This is a genomic window from Planctomycetaceae bacterium (assembly GCA_039680605.1).
Taxonomy (GTDB): Bacteria; Planctomycetota; Phycisphaerae; order SM23-33; family SM23-33; genus JAJFUU01.
In genome coordinates, this window is sequence record JBDKTA010000004.1 from 47,362 (window position 1) to 68,485 (window position 21,124).

10 protein-coding genes are annotated in these 21,124 nt (G+C 65.6%); 4 read left to right on the plus strand and 6 right to left on the minus strand.

The features are described from left to right. Window positions 1-2,808 carry a 4Fe-4S dicluster domain-containing protein gene (locus tag ABFD92_00525; GenBank protein ID MEN6502996.1) on the minus strand — a complete coding sequence of 936 codons (2,808 nt, stop codon included), beginning with the start codon at window positions 2,806-2,808 and terminating at the stop codon, window positions 1-3. Between the two features lie 154 nt (window positions 2,809-2,962). Here ABFD92_00525 and ABFD92_00530 point away from each other — a divergent pair, with 154 nt between their 5' ends. The 4 genes from ABFD92_00530 to ABFD92_00545 all read left to right on the plus strand — a co-directional run bounded on the left by ABFD92_00530 (window position 2,963) and on the right by ABFD92_00545 (window position 9,452). Continuing rightward, window positions 2,963-5,368, plus strand: a complete 2,406-nt coding sequence (locus ABFD92_00530) for a phosphoketolase family protein (GenBank protein ID MEN6502997.1) — start codon at window positions 2,963-2,965, stop codon at window positions 5,366-5,368. 267 nt (window positions 5,369-5,635) lie between these two features. Next, on the plus strand, window positions 5,636-7,048 hold the full coding sequence (locus ABFD92_00535; protein MEN6502998.1) for an OFA family MFS transporter: 1,413 nt from the start codon (window positions 5,636-5,638) through the stop codon (window positions 7,046-7,048). Between the two features lie 379 nt (window positions 7,049-7,427). After that, window positions 7,428-7,784, plus strand: a complete 357-nt coding sequence (locus ABFD92_00540; GenBank protein MEN6502999.1) for a phasin family protein — start codon at window positions 7,428-7,430, stop codon at window positions 7,782-7,784. 6 nt (window positions 7,785-7,790) lie between these two features. Next, window positions 7,791-9,452: an AarF/UbiB family protein gene (locus tag ABFD92_00545; protein ID MEN6503000.1), complete on the plus strand. Its 1,662-nt coding sequence runs from the start codon at window positions 7,791-7,793 to the stop codon at window positions 9,450-9,452. A 243-nt stretch (window positions 9,453-9,695) separates the two neighbouring features. Here the strand turns inward: ABFD92_00545 and ABFD92_00550 are convergent, their stop codons facing one another. From ABFD92_00550 to ABFD92_00570, 5 genes are all read right to left on the minus strand, one after another. Then, window positions 9,696-11,159 (minus strand): hypothetical protein, encoded by a 1,464-nt coding sequence (locus tag ABFD92_00550; GenBank protein ID MEN6503001.1) that lies wholly within the window; start codon window positions 11,157-11,159, stop codon window positions 9,696-9,698. An 87-nt stretch (window positions 11,160-11,246) separates the two neighbouring features. Further along, complete coding sequence (locus ABFD92_00555) at window positions 11,247-11,978, minus strand: ABC transporter ATP-binding protein (protein ID MEN6503002.1); 732 nt, start codon at window positions 11,976-11,978, stop codon at window positions 11,247-11,249. 8 nt (window positions 11,979-11,986) lie between these two features. Further along, window positions 11,987-14,029 carry an OPT/YSL family transporter gene (locus tag ABFD92_00560; GenBank protein ID MEN6503003.1) on the minus strand — a complete coding sequence of 681 codons (2,043 nt, stop codon included), beginning with the start codon at window positions 14,027-14,029 and terminating at the stop codon, window positions 11,987-11,989. Beyond that, window positions 14,026-20,331, minus strand: a complete 6,306-nt coding sequence (locus ABFD92_00565) for an FtsX-like permease family protein (GenBank protein ID MEN6503004.1) — start codon at window positions 20,329-20,331, stop codon at window positions 14,026-14,028. The genes ABFD92_00560 and ABFD92_00565 overlap by 4 nt, the downstream gene beginning before the upstream one ends. Further along, window positions 20,324-21,106 carry an ABC transporter ATP-binding protein gene (locus ABFD92_00570; protein MEN6503005.1) on the minus strand — a complete coding sequence of 261 codons (783 nt, stop codon included), beginning with the start codon at window positions 21,104-21,106 and terminating at the stop codon, window positions 20,324-20,326. The genes ABFD92_00565 and ABFD92_00570 overlap by 8 nt, the downstream gene beginning before the upstream one ends. Window positions 21,107-21,124 lie beyond the last annotated feature (18 nt).

Here is a 21,124-nt window from a genome sequence, read left to right on the forward strand (position 1 = left end):
TCAAGCAGGCCCTTCCTGACTGACGCGCCGCAGGTATGTGACGGCGGGCTTGGTGTTGAGCTCTTCCAGCACGTGGTAGCGCCGCGGGTCTCGCCGCGTCAGGTTCGAGACCCGAGAGTCCGGATCGAGCAGGTCGCCGAAGGTGTACACCCCCGCCGGGCACGACTGCACGCAGGCGGGCTGAATCTCCCCGTCGCGCACCGCCCGCCCCTCGCGCGTCGCCCGCAGCTCGACCGACTTGATGCGCTGGATGCAGAAGGTGCATTTTTCCATCACGCCGCGGCAGCGCACGGTGACGTCGGGGTTGAGCTGGAGGTCCAGCGGGTAAGGCCACTTCGGGTCAAACCACCCGAACCGCCGCACTTTGTACGGGCAGTTGTTCGAGCAGTACCGCGTGCCGATACAGCGATTGTAGACCTGGGCGTTGAGCCCTTCCTCGTTGTGTACAGCCGCGTACACCGGGCAGACCGGTTCGCACGGGGCGGCGTCGCAGTGCTGGCAGAGCATGGGCAGCCACCCCAGTCGGCGGCGGTCGCTCTCATGGCGGTAGGGCACCACTTTGAGCCAGGCCATCTCGCGGCCGCGCGCGACGCGGGCCTTGCCCATCACGGGGATATTATTCTCGGCGTAGCACGCCACCGCGCAGGCGCCGCAGCCGATGCAGCGATGCAGATCGGCCACCATTGCCCAGCGGTGCTTGACGTGCGCGTGCGGCGGGTACATGTCGCGCTTGGGGTCGTACCCCTCCGGCAGGGGCAGGATCAGATCGTCGCCCTGGCCCGGGCGCATGGCCGCCACCGTCGAACGCTCGACCCACTGCAGGATCTCGCGATGGTGCTGGTCCTGCGTGGGCGAGGTGTACGTGGGCTCTTCGCTGCGCCCCGTGCCGGCGATCGCCGCGATGCCGAAAAGCCCCGCCTGCGGCGACGCCGCCAGCAACCCAAAGGCGTTGGCGCCCAGACCGGCGGCGTTGACGCCCAGGGCGGTATGCCCTTGCCCAAACGCAATGGCCACCGTCTGCGGATCGATCTCCTCCGTCAGCCGCACGGGCGCGGCGGCCTTGCCGGCGGGGGTCGAAAGCTCGACCACGTCGTTATTGCCCAGCCCCAAACGCCCCGCCAGCGTCGGGTGCATGTCGACCCAACTGCTCCACGTCGCGTAGCTGATGGGGTCGGGCGACTCCTGGAGCCAGCCGCGGTTAGCGGTGCGGCCGTCGAAGAGCATGATCGAGGGGTACAGCCACAACAGCGCCTGCCCCTGCGGCGCCGAGGCGGCGGGGGCCTGGGGCGCCAGGCGAACCTTCGAGACATCGACAGGCGTTTCCCCGGCGCCGTCCCTGACGATGAATCCTCGCACGAGCGGGTCGGCGTGGTCGGCGGCGCTCTGCGTTGCCGGGGCGGGTGCGGAGGCCTGCGTTGCCGCGGGGCCATCCTGAAGTTCCCGTCCCGCCTGTTGGGCGATCTCCCTGAGCACCTCGCCGGCGGCGCGCGTGTCGAAGAGGCGGCCCATCGTCGGCTGGAGCAGTCCGGTGATGCCCGACCAGGGCTCGTAGTCGCCCCAGGTTTCCAGCGGCGAGTCGATCGGCAGAACCCAGTGCGCCAGGCTGGCCGTCTCGTCCATCATCGTTCCCAGGCAAACCACCAGGCCCGCACGGGCGATCGCCGCCTGAGCGCCGACGAGGCTGAAGGCGGGGTTGGTGCTGTGAATGATCAGCACGTCCTTGGGCGTGAGGTCCTCCAATGCCGCCAGCACCGCACTGGGGGCGGCGCAATCGCTGAGGGCATGGCGGCGGGACGTGTCGACGGTCTGCCCCAGCCGGCCCGCGGCTATGTTAAGCAGCATCGCCGCCAGGGCGGCGTCGCCGGCGGCGGGGCTTTCGTTGGCGGCCGCTCCGCCCAGCGCGAGGCTGCCTTGGGCGTCGGCGAAGCGCCGCGCCAGGACGGCGATCTGATCGGCGCTGACGCCGGCGGCCTGGCGGGGGCGCTGCTCCGCCAGCGCACGAAGCTGCGCAACGTCCCCCTTGGCGCGGCCGGTGCGGATCAGCTCGTGCAACATCGCCCAGGCCACGCCGGCCTCGGCGCCCGGCGGCGTCAGCAGCAGCGAGTCGGCGTTGGCGGCGGTCATCGACTGGCGAGGGCCGACGTAGACAAACCCGCCCATGCGACCGTCGCGAAGGGCCCGCATCTGGGCGAAGTCATGCGTGAACTCCACCGGCGAGAGCCACGTCTCCAGAAAGTCCACGGCGAAGCTGATGATGAAGTCGGCCCGGTCCAGGCGGTATCGCGGGATACCGCCCAGGCCCAGCGACGTGCAGGCCGCCGCCAGGGGGTGATAGTGTACGGCTTCGTAGAACATCGCCCGCCCGCCGAAGGCCCGGGCGAAGGAGTTCATCGTAGCGGACAGCGTTCCGGTCTGCAGGTCGCTGATGAGCAGCACCTTGGCGCCGCCGCGGAGTCGGGCGGCGATGTCGGCCAGGGCGTCGGTCCACTGCGGCTGACCAGCGCCGCCGCGCTGAATAACCTGCCGCACGCGGTCCGGGTCGTAGTGCCCCTGGAGCGACGACTGCCCCCGCGCGCAGAGACCGCCGCGGTTGACGGGGTGATCGGGATTGCCTTCGGCCTTGTTGATGCGCCCCTCGCGGTGCCAGATGTGCATTCCGCACCCGGCGGGGCACTCGCGGCAGGTGGTGGCGTAGACGGTGACTTCTCCCGGGCGGCTGTGGGGGATCGGCTCAGCCGGCGAGAGCAGGTGGTCGAAGGACTTGAGACCCCAGGCCGCCGCTCCGCCGGCGGCAGCGCCGCCAGCCATGTGAAGAAACATACGACGGGATACATGATCCATCTTCGCGGCCCCTGGTTGTACAGACCTCCGGCGTCCGCCATCACAAATCGGCCGTGCCGGCTGAACTCGCCCCGGTCAGAGCGGTAGAATTATAGACCTCAACCATCAGATGGGAGACATCATGAGCACGTTGACTGGAAAACCTGAAACCAAAGCCTCCGCGCCCGAACTGCTTTCGCCCCAGGCCGTCGAGCGCTATCGCCGCGCGGTGGACTACCTGGCCGCGGCCCAGATCTACCTCAAGGACAACGTGCTGCTGGAAAAGCCGCTGCGCAGCGAGCACATCAAGGACCGCCTGCTGGGGCACTGGGGCACCGCCCCGGGCATCAACCTGATCTACGCGCACCTCAACATGCTGATCACCCGCACGTCGGCGAGCATCCTGTTGATCACCGGCCCCGGGCACGGCGCGGCGGCGAACCTGGCCAACATGTACCTCGAGGGCGCGCTGAGCGAGTTCTTTCCGGAACTGACGCGGGACCGCCAGGGTCTGGCGACGTTCGTGCGGTGGTTCAGTTGGCCCGACCGCTTCCCCAGCCATCTGTTCCCGGGCTATCCGGGCGTCATCCATGAAGGCGGGGAGTTGGGTTACGCCCTGGCGACGGCCTTTGGCAGCGTGCTGGACAATCCCGGCCTCATCACCGTCTGCATCGTCGGCGACGGCGAAGCCGAGACCGGCCCCACGGCCGGGGCGTGGCACTCGACGAAGTTTCTCAACCCCGCCACCGACGGGGCAGTCCTTCCGATCCTGCACCTCAACGGGTTCAAGATCGCCCAAGCGACGATCTTCGCCACGATGACCGACGACGAACTCCACGCCCTGTTCCGCGGCTACGGATACCATCCGCGCCTGGTCGATTACGGCCCGAGCCTCGACCGGGACGTCCAGGAGGCGATGGACTGGGCTTACGAGACGATCCGCTCGATCCAGGACCAGGCCCGCGCGGGCCGCCCGCCCGTCCGCCCCGCCTGGCCGATGATCATCCTGCGCACGCCCAAGGGCATGGGCGGCATCAAGGAGCAGGACGGCCACGCCGTCGAAGGCTCCTTCCGCTCGCACCAGGTGCCCTCCAAGGACGCCAAGACCAACCCGATGCACCTGAGAGAGCTCGAGCAGTGGCTGCGCTCGTATCGTCCGCAGGAGCTGTTCGACAAGAACGGCTGCGTGGCGTGCGACATCCTGTCGCTGTGCCCGCACGGCGACCTGCGCATGAGCATGAACCCCCACGCCTTCGGCGGGCGCCTGCGCGTGGCACTTAAGCGCCCCGATATCCACGACCATGCCGTGAACGTCGACGACGCCGGAGCGGCCAAAGACAGTTCGATGATCCGCCTGGGCGGCTACCTGCGCGACGTCATCGAGCTCAATCGGGACCAGCGCAATTTCCGCATCGTCTGCCCCGACGAGCTGGAGTCTAACCGCCTCGGCGCCGTCCTCGACGCCACCGACCGCCAGTACACCTGGCCGATCAGCGGGCCCGCCGACCACATCGCCCGCGACGGGCGCGTGATGGAGGTCCTCAGCGAGCACAACTGCCAGGGCTGGCTGCAGGGGTACCTTCTGACGGGGCGCCACGGGTTGTTCCCGTGCTACGAGGCCTTTCTGCCCATCGTCGACGGGATGATGAATCAGTACGCCAAGTTCCTCAAAGGCGCGCTGGAGGTGCCCTGGCGCAAGCCGATCTCCTCGCTGATCTACATCCTGACCAGCGAGACGTGGCGCCAGGACCACAACGGCTATTCGCACCAGGGGCCCGGGTTCATCAACAACGTGCTGACCAAGAAGGGGCACATCTACCGCATCCACCTGCCCCCCGACGCCAACTGCACCATCAGCACCGTCGACCACTGCCTGGGCAAGTGCGACGAGATCCACCTGATCATCGCCGGAAAACAGCCGATGCCGCAGTGGCTGTCGATGGACGACGCCATCGACCACTGCCGCGCCGGCGCGTCGATCTGGCGGTGGGCCTCGGCCAACGACGGCGAAGACCCCCAGGTGCTGCTGTGCGGGATCGGCGACAACCTCACGATGGAAGTGATGGCCGCGGCGCAGCTCCTGCGCGAGGAGGCGCCGCAGTGGCGCATCCGCGTGGTCAACGTCACGCGCCTGATGGTGCTAGGCATTCCGCAGAAATACCCGCCCGGGATCGACGAGCAGTCCTTCCAGCGGCTCTTCCCGATCGGGTGCCCGACGATCATCAACTATCACGGGTACACCGCCGGTCTCAAGCAACTGCTCTGGGAGCGCCCCGGCAACGACCGCTTCGACATCAACGGCTATCGCGAGGAGGGCACCACGACCACGCCCTTCGACATGCACGTGCATAACCGCACCAGCCGCTACCACCTGGTGGTGCAGACGGCCCGCAAGATCGCTGCCGCCCACCCCGGCACGGCGGCGCTGGCCGATGCGCTCATCCGCAAGTACGACAACAAGCTGCGCGAGCATCAGCAGTACATCCTCGACAACGGCGTGGACCTTCCCGAGGTGGCCAACTGGTCCTGGCAGCGAAACGCGTTTTGAGGCGCAGGCCTTTGCACCAGTTGGTCCAGGGATCCTATCAGCCGCTGAGGTCGCTGAGGTCGCTGAGGCAAGAGTGTGTTTTATCTTCCAACATCCTCAGCGTCCTCTGCGACCTCAGCGGCTTATGTATCGGCCGAAGGTTCATGTTCGACTGCGCTGATACAGCAGGCGGCGCATAATCTGCTGGAAATCTCCCGCGGGCAGTTCTAAGCTGAAGTTTCTCAAAAGGACCTGGCGCGTGACGCGCCTAAAAGGAGGTCTGCTTTGATGAGTGATGCACGTATTGCGCCCCCTGTGGGCAACCGCTGGCTGATCGCCATCATGGGTACGCTTCTGCAATTGTGCCTGGGCACCGTCTACGCCTGGAGCTATTTTCAGAAGCCCCTGGCCAAGGCTTACGGATGGAGCAACACCGAGGTCATGATCGCCTTCAGCGTGGCGATCTGCTTTTTGGGACTGGCGGCGGCCTGGGGCGGGATCAACCTGGCCAAGTACGGCCCGCGCAAGCTGGCGATGATCGGCGGGGCGCTGTTCGGCCTGGGATATCTCCTGGGCGCCGCCGGGCTGTACTGGCATAGCCTGTGGATTCTCTGGATCGGTTACGGCGCCATCGGTGGCGCGGGCCTTGGCCTGGGATACGTCACGCCCGTGGCCACGGCTGCCAAGTGGTTCCCCGACAAGAAGGGGCTCATCACCGGAATGGTGATCATGGGTTTCGGTCTGGGCGCGTTGCTGATGAGCAAGGTTCTGGCGCCGGCGCTGTTTGAGTTGACCGTCAAGATCACCGGCGACTCTGCCGGGCACTACGACCTGCTCTTTGCGATGCTGGGCGGAATCTTCCTGGTCGTGACGCTGATCGTGGCGTCGTTCCTGAAGAATCCGCCGGCCGGATATGTGCCGGCCGGTTATGCGCCGTCGGCCTCGGCTTCGGCGGCCAACTCGCTTTCGGACATCAAGCACGAATCTCTGTGGTGCGTCTTTTCGGGGCGGTTCGGCGCCATGTGGGCGGTGTTCTTCTGCAACATCGCCGCGGGCATCTCGATCATCAGCCTGCAATCGCCGCTGATCCAGGACCTGTATCGCAAGACGATGGCCTCGACGCTGGCGGGGCTGGCCGAGGCGGACGCCACCACGCTCCTGGCCGGGTACGGCGCCACGCTGGTGGCGATCAGTTCGCTCTTCAACGGCGCCGGGCGGTTTTTCTGGGGTGGGCTGTCCGACCGCATCGGGCGCGTGCAGACCTTCCGCATCATGCTCGTCACGCAGATTGCCGCCTTCGCCGCCCTGATGTTCACCGGCAACCCCTGGATCTTCGGGGCCTTGATCTGCTACGTGCTGCTCTGCTACGGCGGCGGATTCGGCACGATGCCCTCCTTCGTGACCGACGTCTTCGGACCCAAAATGATGGCCGTCGTCTACGGCGTGATCCTGACGGCCTGGTCTGCCGCCGGCATCGTCGGACCGATGCTCTTCGCGGCCGTCAAAGACAGCTTCAGCGACGACGCGGCCGGACGAGCCTCGGCCTCGTGGTATTCCTACATCATCGCCGGCTCGTTTCTGCTGCTGGGCCTGGTCTGCTCGATGATATTCCTGAGCAACAAACCCTTCCGCTGCGGCCGCGCCCAACGCGCTCCCAAGTGCAACGCGCCGTGCCTTGAAACAGTAGCCAGTACCCGGTAGCCCGTCAAAACAACGCTGCTCCGCGCTGCCCACCGTCTACCGGGCACAAGTTCGGCTGCGTCCCAACGGGACGCTTGGGGTCTAGCCGGGGGCGAAGCACCCGGAGCAGGTCGGTTTCTTTCGATCCCGCCGCGAAGCGGCGGGCGGGCTGTAGCGCGAGATAAGCCCCGCCGCCCCGTTGGGGCGGCATAGCAGAGAAAAGCCGACCGGGGGCTGCGCCTTCGACTCGCTCCGCTCGCTCAGGACTTGCCCCCGGCTAGAGTCCCGGCGTCCCTCTGGGACGCCGAACAAGGGGCTCCCGTTATTCTCACATGGCCACCCCCTCTATACTTCACCAGTAGACCAGACGGTCCGTTCTCACAACAAAGGGAGAGTGACCATGCTCGAATCGGTGGAGAAACTGATGGCGGCGGGGCTGGGGATGTTATCCATGACTCGCGAGAAAGCCGAGGAGGTCTTCGACGACCTCGTCCGGCGCGGCGAAGCGGCCAAAAGCAGCCGCGAGGGATTTGTCAACACGATGGTGAACGCCGCCGATGACGCCCGAAGAGACCTGAGCACGATGGTGCAGCGGCAGGTGGACGCCGCCGCCGAGCGCCTCGACCTGGCCACCCGCAAGGACCTGGCCCGCATCGAGCGCAAGATCGACCAACTGAACCTGCGGCAGAACCACTCGCCGCAATCGGCACGGAAAACCGCCGCCCCGCGACGCCGAAAGACCGCCCTCGCGCGATAAACGTGTATGGCATTATTCTCCTTCAGCCTGACCCGCACGGTCGAGCACCTGCGGCTGTACCGCCACATCCTGGCGGTGCTGGCCAAGTATGGGCTGGGTGAGATCTCCACCGCCGGCGACCGCCTGCGACGCCGCAAGCCAACCGCGCACAGCCTCTCGCGCCCCCAGCGGGCCCGCCTGGCGCTGGAAGAGCTGGGTCCGACCTTCATCAAGCTGGGGCAACTGCTCAGCGGGCGGCCGGACCTGATCCCCGTCGAGTACGCCGTCGAGTTCGAACGCCTCCAGGACCAGGTGGCGGCGGTGGATTTCGAGACCATTCGCATCGAGGTCGAGCGCGAGCTGGGCAAGCCCCTGGGCGACTACTTCCGCCAGTTCGACCGCTCGCCCATCGCCGCCGGGAGCATCGCCCAGGTGCATCGCGCCGTGACGGTCGAGGGGGACGTGGTGGCCGTCAAGGTGCGCCGCCCGGGCGTGGCGGCGGCCCTGCGCAGCGAGTGCGAGGTGCTGGAGAAGATCGCCGTGATGTTCCGCTCGCGTTGGGGGCGCAGCGCCGGGGCCGACCCCGTTCGGATCGTGCGGGAGTTCACGCGGGCGGTTTCTCGCGAGGTGGACCTGGCCAGCGAGCGCCTCAACATCGACCGCTTCGCGCGGCTCTTCAAGAGCGACCCGACGGTTCACATTCTGCGAACCTACCCGGCGTACTGCACCAAGGCCGTCCTGACGATGGAGTACGTCGACGGGATCAAGCCCACCGACGCCGCGGCGCTGCGCCAGGCGGGGCTGGACGCGCGGGTGATCGCCCAGCGCGGGGTGGACTTCGTGCTGCGGCAGATCTTCGACTTCAGCTTCTTCCATACCGACCCGCACCCGGGCAACTTCTTCATCCTGGCTGGCAACGTCCTGGCCCCGCTGGATTTCGGCCAGGTCGCCCACCTGGGCGACCAGGAGCGCGTGCTGTTCGGGCAGTTCGTCCAGTCGATCCTCGACAACGACCCCAGCGGGCTCATCCACGACTTCGAACGCTTCGAGATGATCGACGAGAGCACCGACGTGCGCGAGCTGGCCCGCGACGCCGGCGAAATGCTGGGCATGTACCACGCCCTGCCGGTCAAAGAAATCCCCTTCGGCGAAATGATGATGCAGACCTTCGACCTCTTCCGCCGCCACCGCCTGCGCCCGCCCGCCGAGTTCACGCTCATGCTCAAGGCCGTTATGGCCATCGAGTCGATGGCCACCTCGCTCGACAGCGAGTTCGGCCTCGAAGAGCATTTGCGCCCGTACGCGCGGCGGGTCTCGCTCGAACAGGTCAGCGGCGCGTCCCTCTGGCGACGCGCCCGCCGGGCCGCCCTCGATGCAATGAACCTCGCCACCGATCTGCCCAGCGACCTGGCCGCCATCGTGCGCCATCTCAAGCACGGCCGCCTGCAGGTCCACGTGCAACACGAGCACCTGGAGCAACTCGTACGCACGGTTCATACCAGCTCGGACCGGATCAGCTTCGCCCTGATCATCGCCGGGCTGCTGGTGGGGTCGAGCCTGCTGGTGACGCAGCGGGAGGGAACGGTCCTGGGCATCATCAACTTGCAGACGCTGGGCGTGCTGGGATATCTCACCGCCGCGGTGATGGGGCTGTGGTTGCTGGTGTTGATTATTCGAAAGAAAGAGTGACCGCTGGGAGAAAGAAGAAACCGACGACGAGGACGAGGACGACGACGAGGACGAGAATGTCGTTCATCACTCGTTAGCGGCGGGGCTTGCCCCGCGCGTTCGGGGAAGAAACCGCGTCGAGCAAGTCGAAGATCCGCCGTGGCGGGCTCGACCGGTAATGCGGCGCAACACGATCTGGCGACGCGTCCTATCGTCCTCGTCGTCGTCCTCGTCCTCGTCGTCGGTTGTTTCCCCCTCTGGGAGCTATCGATAATACGGACTCATCGCCTGCCTGAGGATCTCGCCGTCGTCGCGGCGGGGGTCCCACAGGATCTGTCCCAGCAGCGCAGCGCTGGATTGGATCCTGGCCTCGAAGACGCCGTCCTCGATCAGTGCGGTGGCTGTGATCTTCGGCGGTTTGCACGCGAGCATCTCGCGGTAGAAGCGCGCGGCCAGCGGATAATTCCGCAGCCACGCCGAGTTGGCGGCGTCCCACCAGCGCTGGCGGCGCTGGAGCCGCGACGCCACGAACGTCTCGTCGCGCTGGCCCAGGATGAACGGGCCGTGGTGCTCGAACTCGCAGTCCCATCGCAGGGCGGTCCAGCCCTTGGGCACCAGGGCGAACTCCGTGCCGGGGCGAAACGTCGCCAGCTTGCGGCTGTACTCGATGGTGCCCTCCGGGGTGCGCGGGAAGCCGGGCTCGTCCACAGCGTCGGGGTTCACCTCCGCGCCGTAGGTATATGGCAGGGCGCCGGCGTCTTCCCAGACGATCGTGACGCGGTGATCCAGGTCCGCCAGATCGCCGAAGCGGTCCTGGATGCTCGTGGCGTGCAGACCGAACTGGATGTATAGATCGCCCTGCTCGTCCAGAAGCTCGCGGGCGGTTTCGTTCACGAGCATGCAGGCCGCCTTGGCGGTCGTGACGCCGTCCCTGGCCGTGGTGGTGTGCTCGGTGCTGGTCTGGAAGTAGATCCCGTCAGCCTTGAGGTGGGCGTAGTTGCGGCGGTAGTTCTCGACCACGCCTCGGCGGATCTCATCGCGCTGGGGCTTGCTGAAGATGTCGAACTTCTCCAGCCCCCAGCCCCAGTGGAAGCCCAGCACGATCTTGACCCCGCGGCTGTGGGCGTACTCGATGATCTGCGGGGCGTTGAGCGGCGGCTGGTCGTTCCAGATCGTCAGCATGTTCATCCGCAGCCGCGCCATGTTGTCGATGAACCGCTGGTAGTCGTAGATCACGTACCCCCACGTCCAGATGCCGCGGTTGTCGATCGCCGCAGCGGTGGCGTATCTCACCTCGGCCAGCCGGTCCAGCGCCGCCTGCTGCAGATCGGGCTTTTCCTCGACGACGCCCAGGCCCAGGACGCGGCCGCAAAAGTCCATCGCCCCATGCAGCACGCCGCCCTCGTCCGCCCCGGCGATGACTGCCGTGCTCGCCTCGCCCTTCTTGAACACCGCGATGGAGTACGCCCCTGCGCCCTGAGGCTTGTCAACGTGCCCGCGCGCCATGCATTCCGCCACGCCCGCATGGCCGGCGGCCGTGCCGATCAGGATGCGATGCACGTCCGCATCCGGTCGCTCCGTCCCCGCCGCCCGCACCGCGACGACATAAGGAAGATACCGCTGGAGCGTGCGCTGGAGTTCATCGACGGCGAACTGTTGCACGCCCTCATAGCGCGCGTAGACAATCTCCCACCGCCGCCCGGAATATCGCAGGGCATATTCTTCCATGGGTTCTCCTATGTGGATATCTTCCGGCATCCGCTATTCCCGGACGTCTTGATCCGTTTCCGCGCTGCCCGCTGCCCGTGCGGCGGGTTATACCACCTTGCCGACGCGGATTTCGATTTCGTCGCGGTTCTGGATCTTGTCCTTGGTGCCGTCCTTGATCCAAAGAATGCGGTCGGACTTGTCGAGCATCTTGTGGTCGTGAGTGGCCGTGATCACCGTCACGCCATGCACGTCGCAGAGTTGGCGCAGGGTATGGATGATCTCCTCGCCGGTGTGCAGGTCGAGGTTGGCGGTGGGCTCGTCGGCCAGCATGATCGTCGGGTTCATCGACAGTGCCCGGGCGATGGCGACTCGCTGCTGCTGTCCGCCGGAGAGTTCGTCGGGGCGGTGGTTGAGGCGGTGGGCCAGGCCCACTTCCGTCAGCACCTCGGTGGCCCGCTCGGTGGCATTATGCGTCGTCATGCCCGAAAACAGCAGCGGGAGCATCACGTTGCGCAGGGCGGTCAGCGAGGGGATCAGGTTGAACGCCTGAAAGATGTACCCGATGTGGCGGTTGCGCAGGTACGCCAGCTCGAGGCTGCTCAGCTTGGTCAGGTCGATCTGCCCGATGCTGACGGTTCCGCCGGTGGGCTTGTCCAGCGCCCCGATCATGTTGAACAGCGTGCTCTTGCCCGAGCCGGAAGGACCCATGACCGAGAGATATTCGCCGCGATAGACGTCCAGGTCGATGTCGCGCAAGGCGTAGACCAACTGGCCGCCCATCTTGTAGACCTTCTCGAGGTCCTTGCAGACAATGATGGTTTCGCGTGTTGATACCATGGTGTTCCTCAGAACGGAATCTTGATCACGGATTCGGCCAGGAACTTCACGCCCAGGCAGAAGATGGTGATCAGTCCGATGCCGCACCCGAACCCGGCGGCAACCACCGGGATGTACTGTCGCCACAACTGCTCGCCGTACTTGCGCTGGAAGTAATAGCGTCCGATCAGCGCCCCGATGAACTGCGGCAGCACGCCATGAGGCGTGGTCTGGTTGAGACCGCCCAGGATACCGTAGATCAACAGGATGGGCAGCTTGAGGCCGTACAGGATGGTAAAGAGGATCGTGGCCACGCCCGTACCGTAGGTGAGGTAGTCCCAGCGGAAGCTCTCATTGAACTGGCTGAAGCGTCCCAGCGTGGCGGTGTACATGATGCACGAGTTGGCGGCGTTCATCTCCCACATCTTCTGGGCGAAGGGGTACTCCGGACCAGGCACCTCGGCCAGGCTCCAGATAAACTGCGCGAAGAAGATCGACGAGAGCAGGATGATCGGCGTGAGCAGGATTTCGGACTTCCAGATCGACCAGAACTTCGTGCCCGTCAGTTCCGCCTGGCGCCAGAAGGTCACGCCCGCGCCGAAGTTGTCCATCGGCACCGGAAGGAACCACAGCTTGATGCCGCCGGTATAGCCCGAGAGCAGGAACGCCGCCTCGCGCACCATCGGGATGTTTACCGACATGCCCGACAATCCCTGCAGCCGGGCGGTGACGTAACTGATCAGCGGCGTGTACAAAAACGCGAAGAAGAACAGGCAGACCATGACTCCCGGGTGCCAGTCGATCAGCCAGCCGCACATCAGCACGTACGTCAGACTGGTAACGACGTACGTGGCGATGATGATCGGCGTGGGAATATCGCCTCGCTGCACCTTGATCGCCGAGAGGCGGTCGGCGTCTTCGGCGTCGAGCTGGATGCGCATCTGCTGCTTGTGTTTGGCCTCGGCCTTGGACGCCTGGAAGCTCTTGTACACCTGCCAGAAGCCCGCGATGGCGATGGCGATCGAGATGCCGATGCTGAAGCTGAAGTAGAAGTCGATATTGTTGACGAAGGTGGTGCGGATCGTGTCGTCGCCGGGCGACCAGCTCGGCAGCATGTTCAGGCGGTACAGCACGAAGGGATTGACGATCGCCGTGATCACCAGGCCGGTGAAACTGCCCACCATCGCCCAGAAGGGCATGACCATTCCGCCCAGGAAGTTGCCCAGGTCCAGACTGATCCCGGTAGCGAAAGCCGGCAGCAGGTCGGAGGTCTTGTTCGTCCAGTCGACGAAGGGGATGGGAAAGATGATGATCGGTTTAGCCAGCACCGCCGAGGACAGCACCGGCAGTCCGGCGTACAGGGCGCCGAAGCTCAGACCCAGGATGCCTCCGATGCTGAAGATCCGCCATCGCCAGTTCTCAGGCTTGCCCTCAGCGTCGCCGACGGCCTCGGCGTCGGTGCTTTCGGTCTGCTGCTCGGCCAGAGCCATCAGACCCTGTGCCCCGACCGGGGCCATGGGGAAGGGGAGCTTTTCGATGTCGCTGGCGATCCGGAAGAGGCCGTATCCCAGGATGGTTCCCTTGATGCGCCCGATGAAGGTCTGGAAGACGATCATGCCGATGACGGGCAGCCAGGCGACGTGAAAGAACGTGCGCTGGGCGAGCACTTCCGGGTCAGTCGGGGCGTACCACCAGATGTCGGGCATGTACTGGGCGATGCCCATCGACGCGACGCCCTCGGACTGCACGAAGAACTGGTTCCACAGCAGACCGCCGAAGGGGTTGCCCATCGCCGCGCCGGTCATGTAGAACAGCACGAACAGCTCGCTGCGCTTGAGGTGCTTGTGCGCGCGGCGGGCCACCTCGATGAACAGAATCACCGTCACCCACTGCGCGGGCATCGAGCCGCCGCCCATCAGCAGGCCCATGTACATCGCCCCGGGAACCATCAGCAGGGCGATGAACAGCGAACCAAAGAAGGTCGGCCAGGTAAACCCATCCTCGAAGGTGCTGGGCACCTTCATGAGGCCGCGGAAGAGTTCGAGTTCTTTATCCAGTCGCACGGAACTCACGCTGACTCTCCTATCGTCTGGCCGTCAATAAGCTTGACGCTGAGACCGTCCCAGCCCTGAAGGGTCTTGCGGCGGTATTCGTCCATGATCTCCGGCGTAAGCGATCGCCAGATGAGCAACTGCTTGCGCAGGTCGTTGATAAAGACGCGGTTGGCTCGCTGCCAGTCGCCTTGGCTGCCGCTGACGCGGTAGATCATAATGCGCACCTCGTCGATGCCCTCGATGTCGCTGGGCTGGCTCAACAGGGCAAACTTCTGGTTGACGCCCAGGTCGAACGGCGCCAGGGCGACGGCGGCCTCAAACCCCAGCATGTCGTTGTTCGACTGGCGGATGATGGCGCTGGAGGTCGTGGCAAAGACGCCCATCGAGGTGTCGGAGAAGTTGTCAAAGTGCTCCTTGAGGAAGCTGACCACGCCGGTGATGTCATACGACGAGACGGTAAAGGGGAAGACCAGGTCGTAGAGATTGTTGAGCGGCTTGGGGATGCGCCAATGCCTCTGGATGCCGGGGTTGGCGCTTCGGGAGGCCTTGACGGCGGGATAGATCGTCGAGACCAGCACCGTGCCCATGACGATCAGGATCGTCACGATGGCGTTGGTGGAGCTGTAGTTCATGTCCAGCGGCGGGACGATCCCGTATCCGCTGAGGATGCCCAGGATGCGGGCGACGATCTGCCCCAGCAGGTACCCGCCCATGCCGCCGATGATGGCGTACATGCTGGCCTCGGCGAAGAACAGGCTGGCCACGTGCGGCGGGGCCAGGCCCAGCGAGCTGAAGGTGTAGATCTCGCGCTCGCGGTCGCTGACGCTTCCGAGCATGGTGGCGAAGATAATCAACCCGCCCAGGATCACCGGGATCAGCAGATCCTTGACGCCGCTGGCCTTGGTCAGCGAGGTGAAGATCAGGCGGTACACGCCGCCGCCCTCGCCGTAGTACACCGGAAGGGGCAGGACGTAAGCGGCCAGTTTCGCCGCCGCCTGCGTCTGCTCGGCTTTGTGGGGGTAAATGGCCATCGAGCGGATCAGCCCGCCCATCTTGCGGGCGGTCTCGGGCGAGACGACCACCACGCGGTCGACGTTGAAATGGACGAACTGGGCGCTCTCGATGTCGGGCGTTTCGGCCAGGGCGTCGTCAGTCTTGGTGCGGGTGAAGTCCTGGGTGTTGGCGCCGCCGGAGGCCTCGTAGTCCACCGGGAGCATGCTCGAGCCTTCGAGCATGGTGAAGTTCTGCATGGCGTCGCGGACAACGCCGGCGTAGACCAACTCCACGCCGCGCAGCAGCACGATCGTCTTGCCGATGTCTTCGTTCTCCAGGCGCAGTTCCTTGCGCACGGCGTCGGTCAGGAAGATCCCGTTGCCCTTGAGCAGTTCGAGCTTGGCCCCGGAAGCAAACATCTCCGCCAGCATCGGTTGGCGGTCCAGGTCGGTCTTCTCCAGCCCGATCGCCGCGGCCACGGGAGTGAGCTTCTGGGTCGAGAGGTCGCTCAGGAGCATTTCGCTGCTGCTGGAGGAACCCTGGGCGGCGGCGGCCTGGGCGCCGGCGGCAGTCGGGGCTACCCAATAGCGCGGGACGGTCAGGGCCTGGCCGGACAAGGCCCCGCGGACGCTGTCATAGCTGCCCTGGTCGATGGGGCTCCAGAGCGGATGGTGGATCAGGATGCGCTCGGGCCCGCCGCTCATGGGTCCTTCGTACGTGCTGCGCAGGTCCCAGCTGTTGCCGAAGGACGCGAAGGTCAGGATGGTGAAGGTCAACAGCAGGACGGTGGTCGCCGTCAGGGCCGTTCGCAACGGGCGGCGCCGCATGGTGGAGATGCCCATGTTGACTGCCGCCATCATCGTCGAGAGGCGCGACACGTCCGCGCTGTGGACGGTGCTGGCCAGACCCTGCATCTTCTTGATCTCGGTCTGCAGCTTGCGAACCATGATCACGATGACCAGCGTGCTCAGAATGATGATCGAGAACGCCAGGAAGATGATGATCGGCGTGCTGGCCAGCTTGAACGCCGGATTCACCAGGTACAGCACCGCAAAGGTCGTGATAAAGAACACCGAGAACCAGGCGATCTGGCGGTAAATGTGCGGCGTGCCGATCAGCAGGCGCTCCAGGGCGAAGGCGAAAGGCATCGCCAGCAGCAGCAACAGCACCACGGCCGTCACCAGGTCGTTCATGACGTCCTTGAGCGGACCGTAGGGTCGCCGCGCCACGCCGGCGGCGGCGGCCATCAGGCCGTAGTACCGGTCGGTCGAGGCGGCGATACCGCCCTTGCGGGCCTGCTCTTCCAGGTCGAGGGCCTTTCCGTTGAGGACTTCCAGCGATTCCTGGGTGATGCGGTTGTCTCGCAGGAGTTTGAGGCGGTACTCATTGAGGATTCGCATGTCCTGAGCCGAACACAGGCTCGTCGGCGGGTGGGCGAACGGGTCGGACAGCGGGATGCCCCGCCCGTAGTACTCCTTGGCCGTGGGGGCATTGTTGAGCAGCACCACGCCGTAGGGGTTGAACAGCTTGATGCCCCGGGTGTCCAGGGGAGCGTAAAGCGTCAGGATGCTCCCGAACTCGGCGGTCAGGCTTCGCGTGGGATCAAACCCGGAGGTCGACAGCGCCCGCATGGCGGTAGTGGCGACGATCCCCCGCGCCGGTCCGTAGTTGACCATCGAAAAGTGGCGGCATTCGAAGAGGTCCACCGACACGGTGGCCGCGCCGCCGACGGTGGCCTGGTTGGTGATGGAGGTGATCAGCCCGCGCGGACCGGGCAGCATCGTCGCGTCCTCGCTGCTGCGGGTGGGTTTGAACATGGCGCCGATGCGGATCATGTCGCCGTAGGCCGACGTCATGACCGGGCCGATCTCGTACATGCCCTGCGAGTCGGTCATGACTTGAATGGCGTGGTTGTATCCGGACGGAACCTCGCTGGGGTTGCGCCACTTGCCCTTGTCCAGCAGCGCCATCACGGCGCCGATGCACGGTTCGCGGCGCATGGCGCCGCCCATGGCGGCGGCGCCCACGTCGGAGCCGATGGTCTTGTTGTTGATCCAGCGGCACTCGGCGTATCCCACGTCAGGCTGCAGGGGCGACTGGTTGCCCAGGCGCGAGTCGTCGAGCAATTGGCCCAGGAACGGCGCCACCTGCGAGGCCTGGGCGTACATGTGCGGTACGTTCAGCGCCTCCAGCGTGTCGCCGGGCTGACCCTGGCGATTCATCGGGTCCAGCATCGTGGTGATCGTCACGTTGAGGATCCCGAAGCTCGATGCGACGGTTCCGCTGGCGGCGATTTTGGCCGGAACGAACAGGTTCTGGTTATACGTCTGGTCGACGGAGCGGGGGTCGAAGTCCGGCGCCTTGACGCTGCGCGACTTGTCGATGGAGCGGATGGCCTTGTAGATCGCGCTGTAGTTGGCGATGTTGTCCTTGGGGTTGGGCTGGGAGTGCTCGCCCTGGTAGAACCCCCACAGCGTGCGGGCGTCGCCCAGGCTCAGGCTCAGGTGCAGCACGATGGTGTTGGTCCGCGGACCCATCGCCTGGCGGAGCTGGCGGTCGGCCAGCGTGTCGACGTACATCTGGTCGAGCTCGCGGGTGCGCATCTCGAGGCTCTGCACCGCCGTGCTGACAAGCTGGCTGAAGCGCTGGGGAATGATCTCCATGACGCGTTGGCGCTGCTTGAGGTGTTCGATGCCCTTGAAGAGGCTGATCAGCGTGGCGGTGCCTTCCTCGGGCGTCTCGCGCTCGTGGATCAGCGCCTGAACGCCGTTCCACGACAGGTCGTCGCCCTCGAGCCGGTCGTTGGTTCCGAAGGGGTAATCCGCCGGGGGGATCGGGCCCTTGGGGTCCGGCGGTTGCAGCGCGATCATGCGCTGGTACTTGTCGGCGGGCTGGGTCGCCTGGCGGAGTTCCCCCGACAGGCGGTCGTATTCTTCCTTGATCAGCTTGTCTTCGGGCGTCAGCTCGTACAGTTGGCGATACAGGTCGGGCAGTTGTTTCTGCAGCGTCGCGATCTCGCCCTGGAGCGTCGTGGCCCATTCAGCCAGCACCTCGGGCGGCGAATCGAGTTCGAGCTTGCCTCTCAAGGGCGCCCATTCCATCTGCTCGCGGGCCTCTTCAACCTTCTGCCGCACGTCGACGAGGATCTGGGCGGCCTCGGGCAGGTTCTTCGAGGACATCGCCACGGTGGCGGCTTTGAGGCTCTCGGACCACACGGGCGTTTTATGGACCATGCGGATGCGGATGCCCAGTCGTTTGACCGTGACGCGCAGGGGGCGCAGTTCCTTGAGCTTTTCGCTGCTGCGCTGGCGGGCTTCTTCTCGCAGCATCTGGCGGAAGCGGTCCTGATGGCGGTTCGTCGCGTCGGCCAGGCTCCGGCAGCGATCCGGCAGCCACTTGAACCAGGAGATGGGCGTTTCGTCCAGGTTGGGACGGTACCGCAGGTAGTCCTCGTATTGCTTGCGCAAGGCGGGCAGGGACTTGATCTGCATCTCCAGGCTGTAGCATGCATCGCGAGCCTCGATGAGCTTGCGGACGGAGTCCTTGCTCCTGGCATGGTCCTGTTGGCGGTTCCAGAAGATCCAACTGCCCGCGACGATGGCGGCCACTGCGATCAGCATGCCCGCGCCCACGGCTTTATGGGCGCGCAGCAGGTTCAGCACCCCGCCGCCGGTCAGCAGTGCCGCGACGATGCCCGCGACGACCAGGGCAACCTTGCCCACGGTGCCGAAGGGTTCGAAACTGACGGCCTCGGCACGGTTTTTCTTGATGGTCTTGCGTGCGGCGATGACGCTTTTTTCAGCCGCTTCCAGTTCCGCTTGCGAGGCCCCGACCTTGGCGCGCAGGGCCTGGAGGTTCTTCTCGAGCTTTTCGACGTCCTTGGCGCCCTGGGTCAGTTCATCGAGCAGGGTCTTGTTCTGGGCGATGGCGGTCTTGAGTCGCTGTCGCGCCTGGGCGAGGCATTCCTTGAAGGCCGCTTCAAGATCGACCTCGGCGCCGGAAGTTTTGATCTGCTTTCGCAGGGCGGCGGCCAGTTCTTTCTGGGCGTCGTTGAGGGCGCTGTCGTCGACCTTGTTGGCCTGGACGTTGACGCGCATGTCCAGGGCGGCGGCCAGGTTCGACAACCAGGCGGCGCGGGGGGCGCCGTCGAAGAGGTTGGGCAGGGGCAGGGCGGCGCCGATGAGGGCCAGATCGGGGTCAGCCGTCTGGTCCTGGACGAGGAACTCGGCGGCAGCCTCGATGAATTCCCGCTCGTTGCGGATCATGTCCAGGCGGTCTTCGAGGCTGGGTACGGAGCTCTTGGTGAAGTTTTCGCGGCTGATGGCCCCGTAGAAGGCTCGGGCGCCGGCGTGGCTTTGGGCTTGTCCGTCGAAGAAGCAGACGATGACGTCCCGCTTGGGGCGGTTGAAGGTCAGGTAGCGGGCGATCTCGAGCAGGGCGACGACGTTGCCGCCGTCGCGGGCGCCGGGCGTCACCTCGGGCACTTCGCCGTAAGTATCCAGGCCGGCGGCCAGGACGACGGTTTCGCCGGCGGAACCGGCCTTGCGGCTTCGGATGGCGAAGGTGGGGTCGGTTCCGCGGATGACGGCGATGACGTTGCGCCCGCGCAGCGGTTGCCAGGTGGCGGCGGCCTTGATCGTCACCTCGCGCCCCTGGGCGGTGCGGAGGAGTTTGGCCGCTTCACCGGTGGCATAGAAGCGGGGCATGTTGGCGGGCATGTTGATGTGGTGGTCACAACCGTCGGCGAGCATGTCGCCGACGAAGATGACGGCGCGGGCGCCGAAGGAGAACGCCGTCAGCCAGTTGGCGCCGGCGTTGAAGTCCATGACGACGATCTTGTCGGAGGGGTCGGCGTTCTTATAGTCGACCACGTCGCCGCGTCCGACGTAGATGGTCTTGGCGGTCAGGCCTTCCTCGACGGTAATCGAGGCCTGAAGCAGGTTGGGGCGCACCGCATGAAGAGGCAGCGTCTTGCCGTCGATGGTCAGTTGGCACTCGGTCATCAGCGGCTGGACGACGGGCACGTCCTGGGTGAAGATCTCCAGCGGTTTCTGCCCTTTTCGGGCCGCCTGACGGGAAATCTCGCCCAGTTGCTGATGAACATAGACCGCCGCTCGCAAGCTGCCGTCGACGCGTCCGGCCAGGCGGTTGACCGCTCCGACCTGACGGCCGGGCATCTCGCTCTTGACCAGCGGCGTGCCGACGATCGTTTCGAGGAAGTCCTTGAACTCGCCGGGGCTGCAGAAGTCGTCCGCGGCCGGGGCGGCGGCGGCCCAGAGCGTCGCGATCAGGGCGGCCAGGGCGATGGGCAGGCGTCGGTTACTCATTTTCGTGCCCCCCGATAGCGCCGGTCTCGACGGTGACATCGCTGCGGTTGGCGATTCGCTCGACTTGGCCGTCGCGAACCCACATGATGCGGTCGGCCATGTTGATCAATCGGTGGTCGTGGGTGGCGCAGATGATGGTCACACCGCGTTCCTTGTTGAGGCGTCTGAGGATATCGTGAATCTCCGAGCCGGTCCGCAGATCGAGGTTTCCGGTCGGTTCGTCGCAGAGCAGGATGGAGGGCTGGTTGGCCATTCCGCGGGCGATGGCGGTTCGCTGCTGCTGTCCGCCGGACATTTCGATGGGTTTGTGGAACCACCGATCGGCCAGCCCGACCATCGCCAGCAGTTCCATGCCGCGGTCCCGGGCGGTGTCGACGTCGGTTCCGGCGAAGGCCATCGGCACGGTGACGTTTTCCAGGCAGGTCATGTACTGCACGAGGTTGTAGGTCTGGAAGATGTACCCGATTTTGCGGCAGCGCAGGAACGCCAGTTCGATGGCGTTGAGCTGGGCGACGTCCACCTCGTCGATGAACACGCGCCCGCTGGTGGGGCTGTCGAGCCCGCCGACCATGTTGAAGAACGTGCTCTTGCCCGATCCGGAAGGTCCCATGACGCAGATGAACTCGCCGCGGTAGAGTTCGATGTCGATGCCCCGCAGCGCCTCGGTCACCACCTCGCCCATGCGGTAGTGCTTCTTGAGATTCCGCGTGCGGATCAGCACGCCGCGCGTCGCGACGTCCGGCGCGTGGGCCTTGGTTGTCGATGCTTCTGTCATACGCCTTCCAACCCTTGC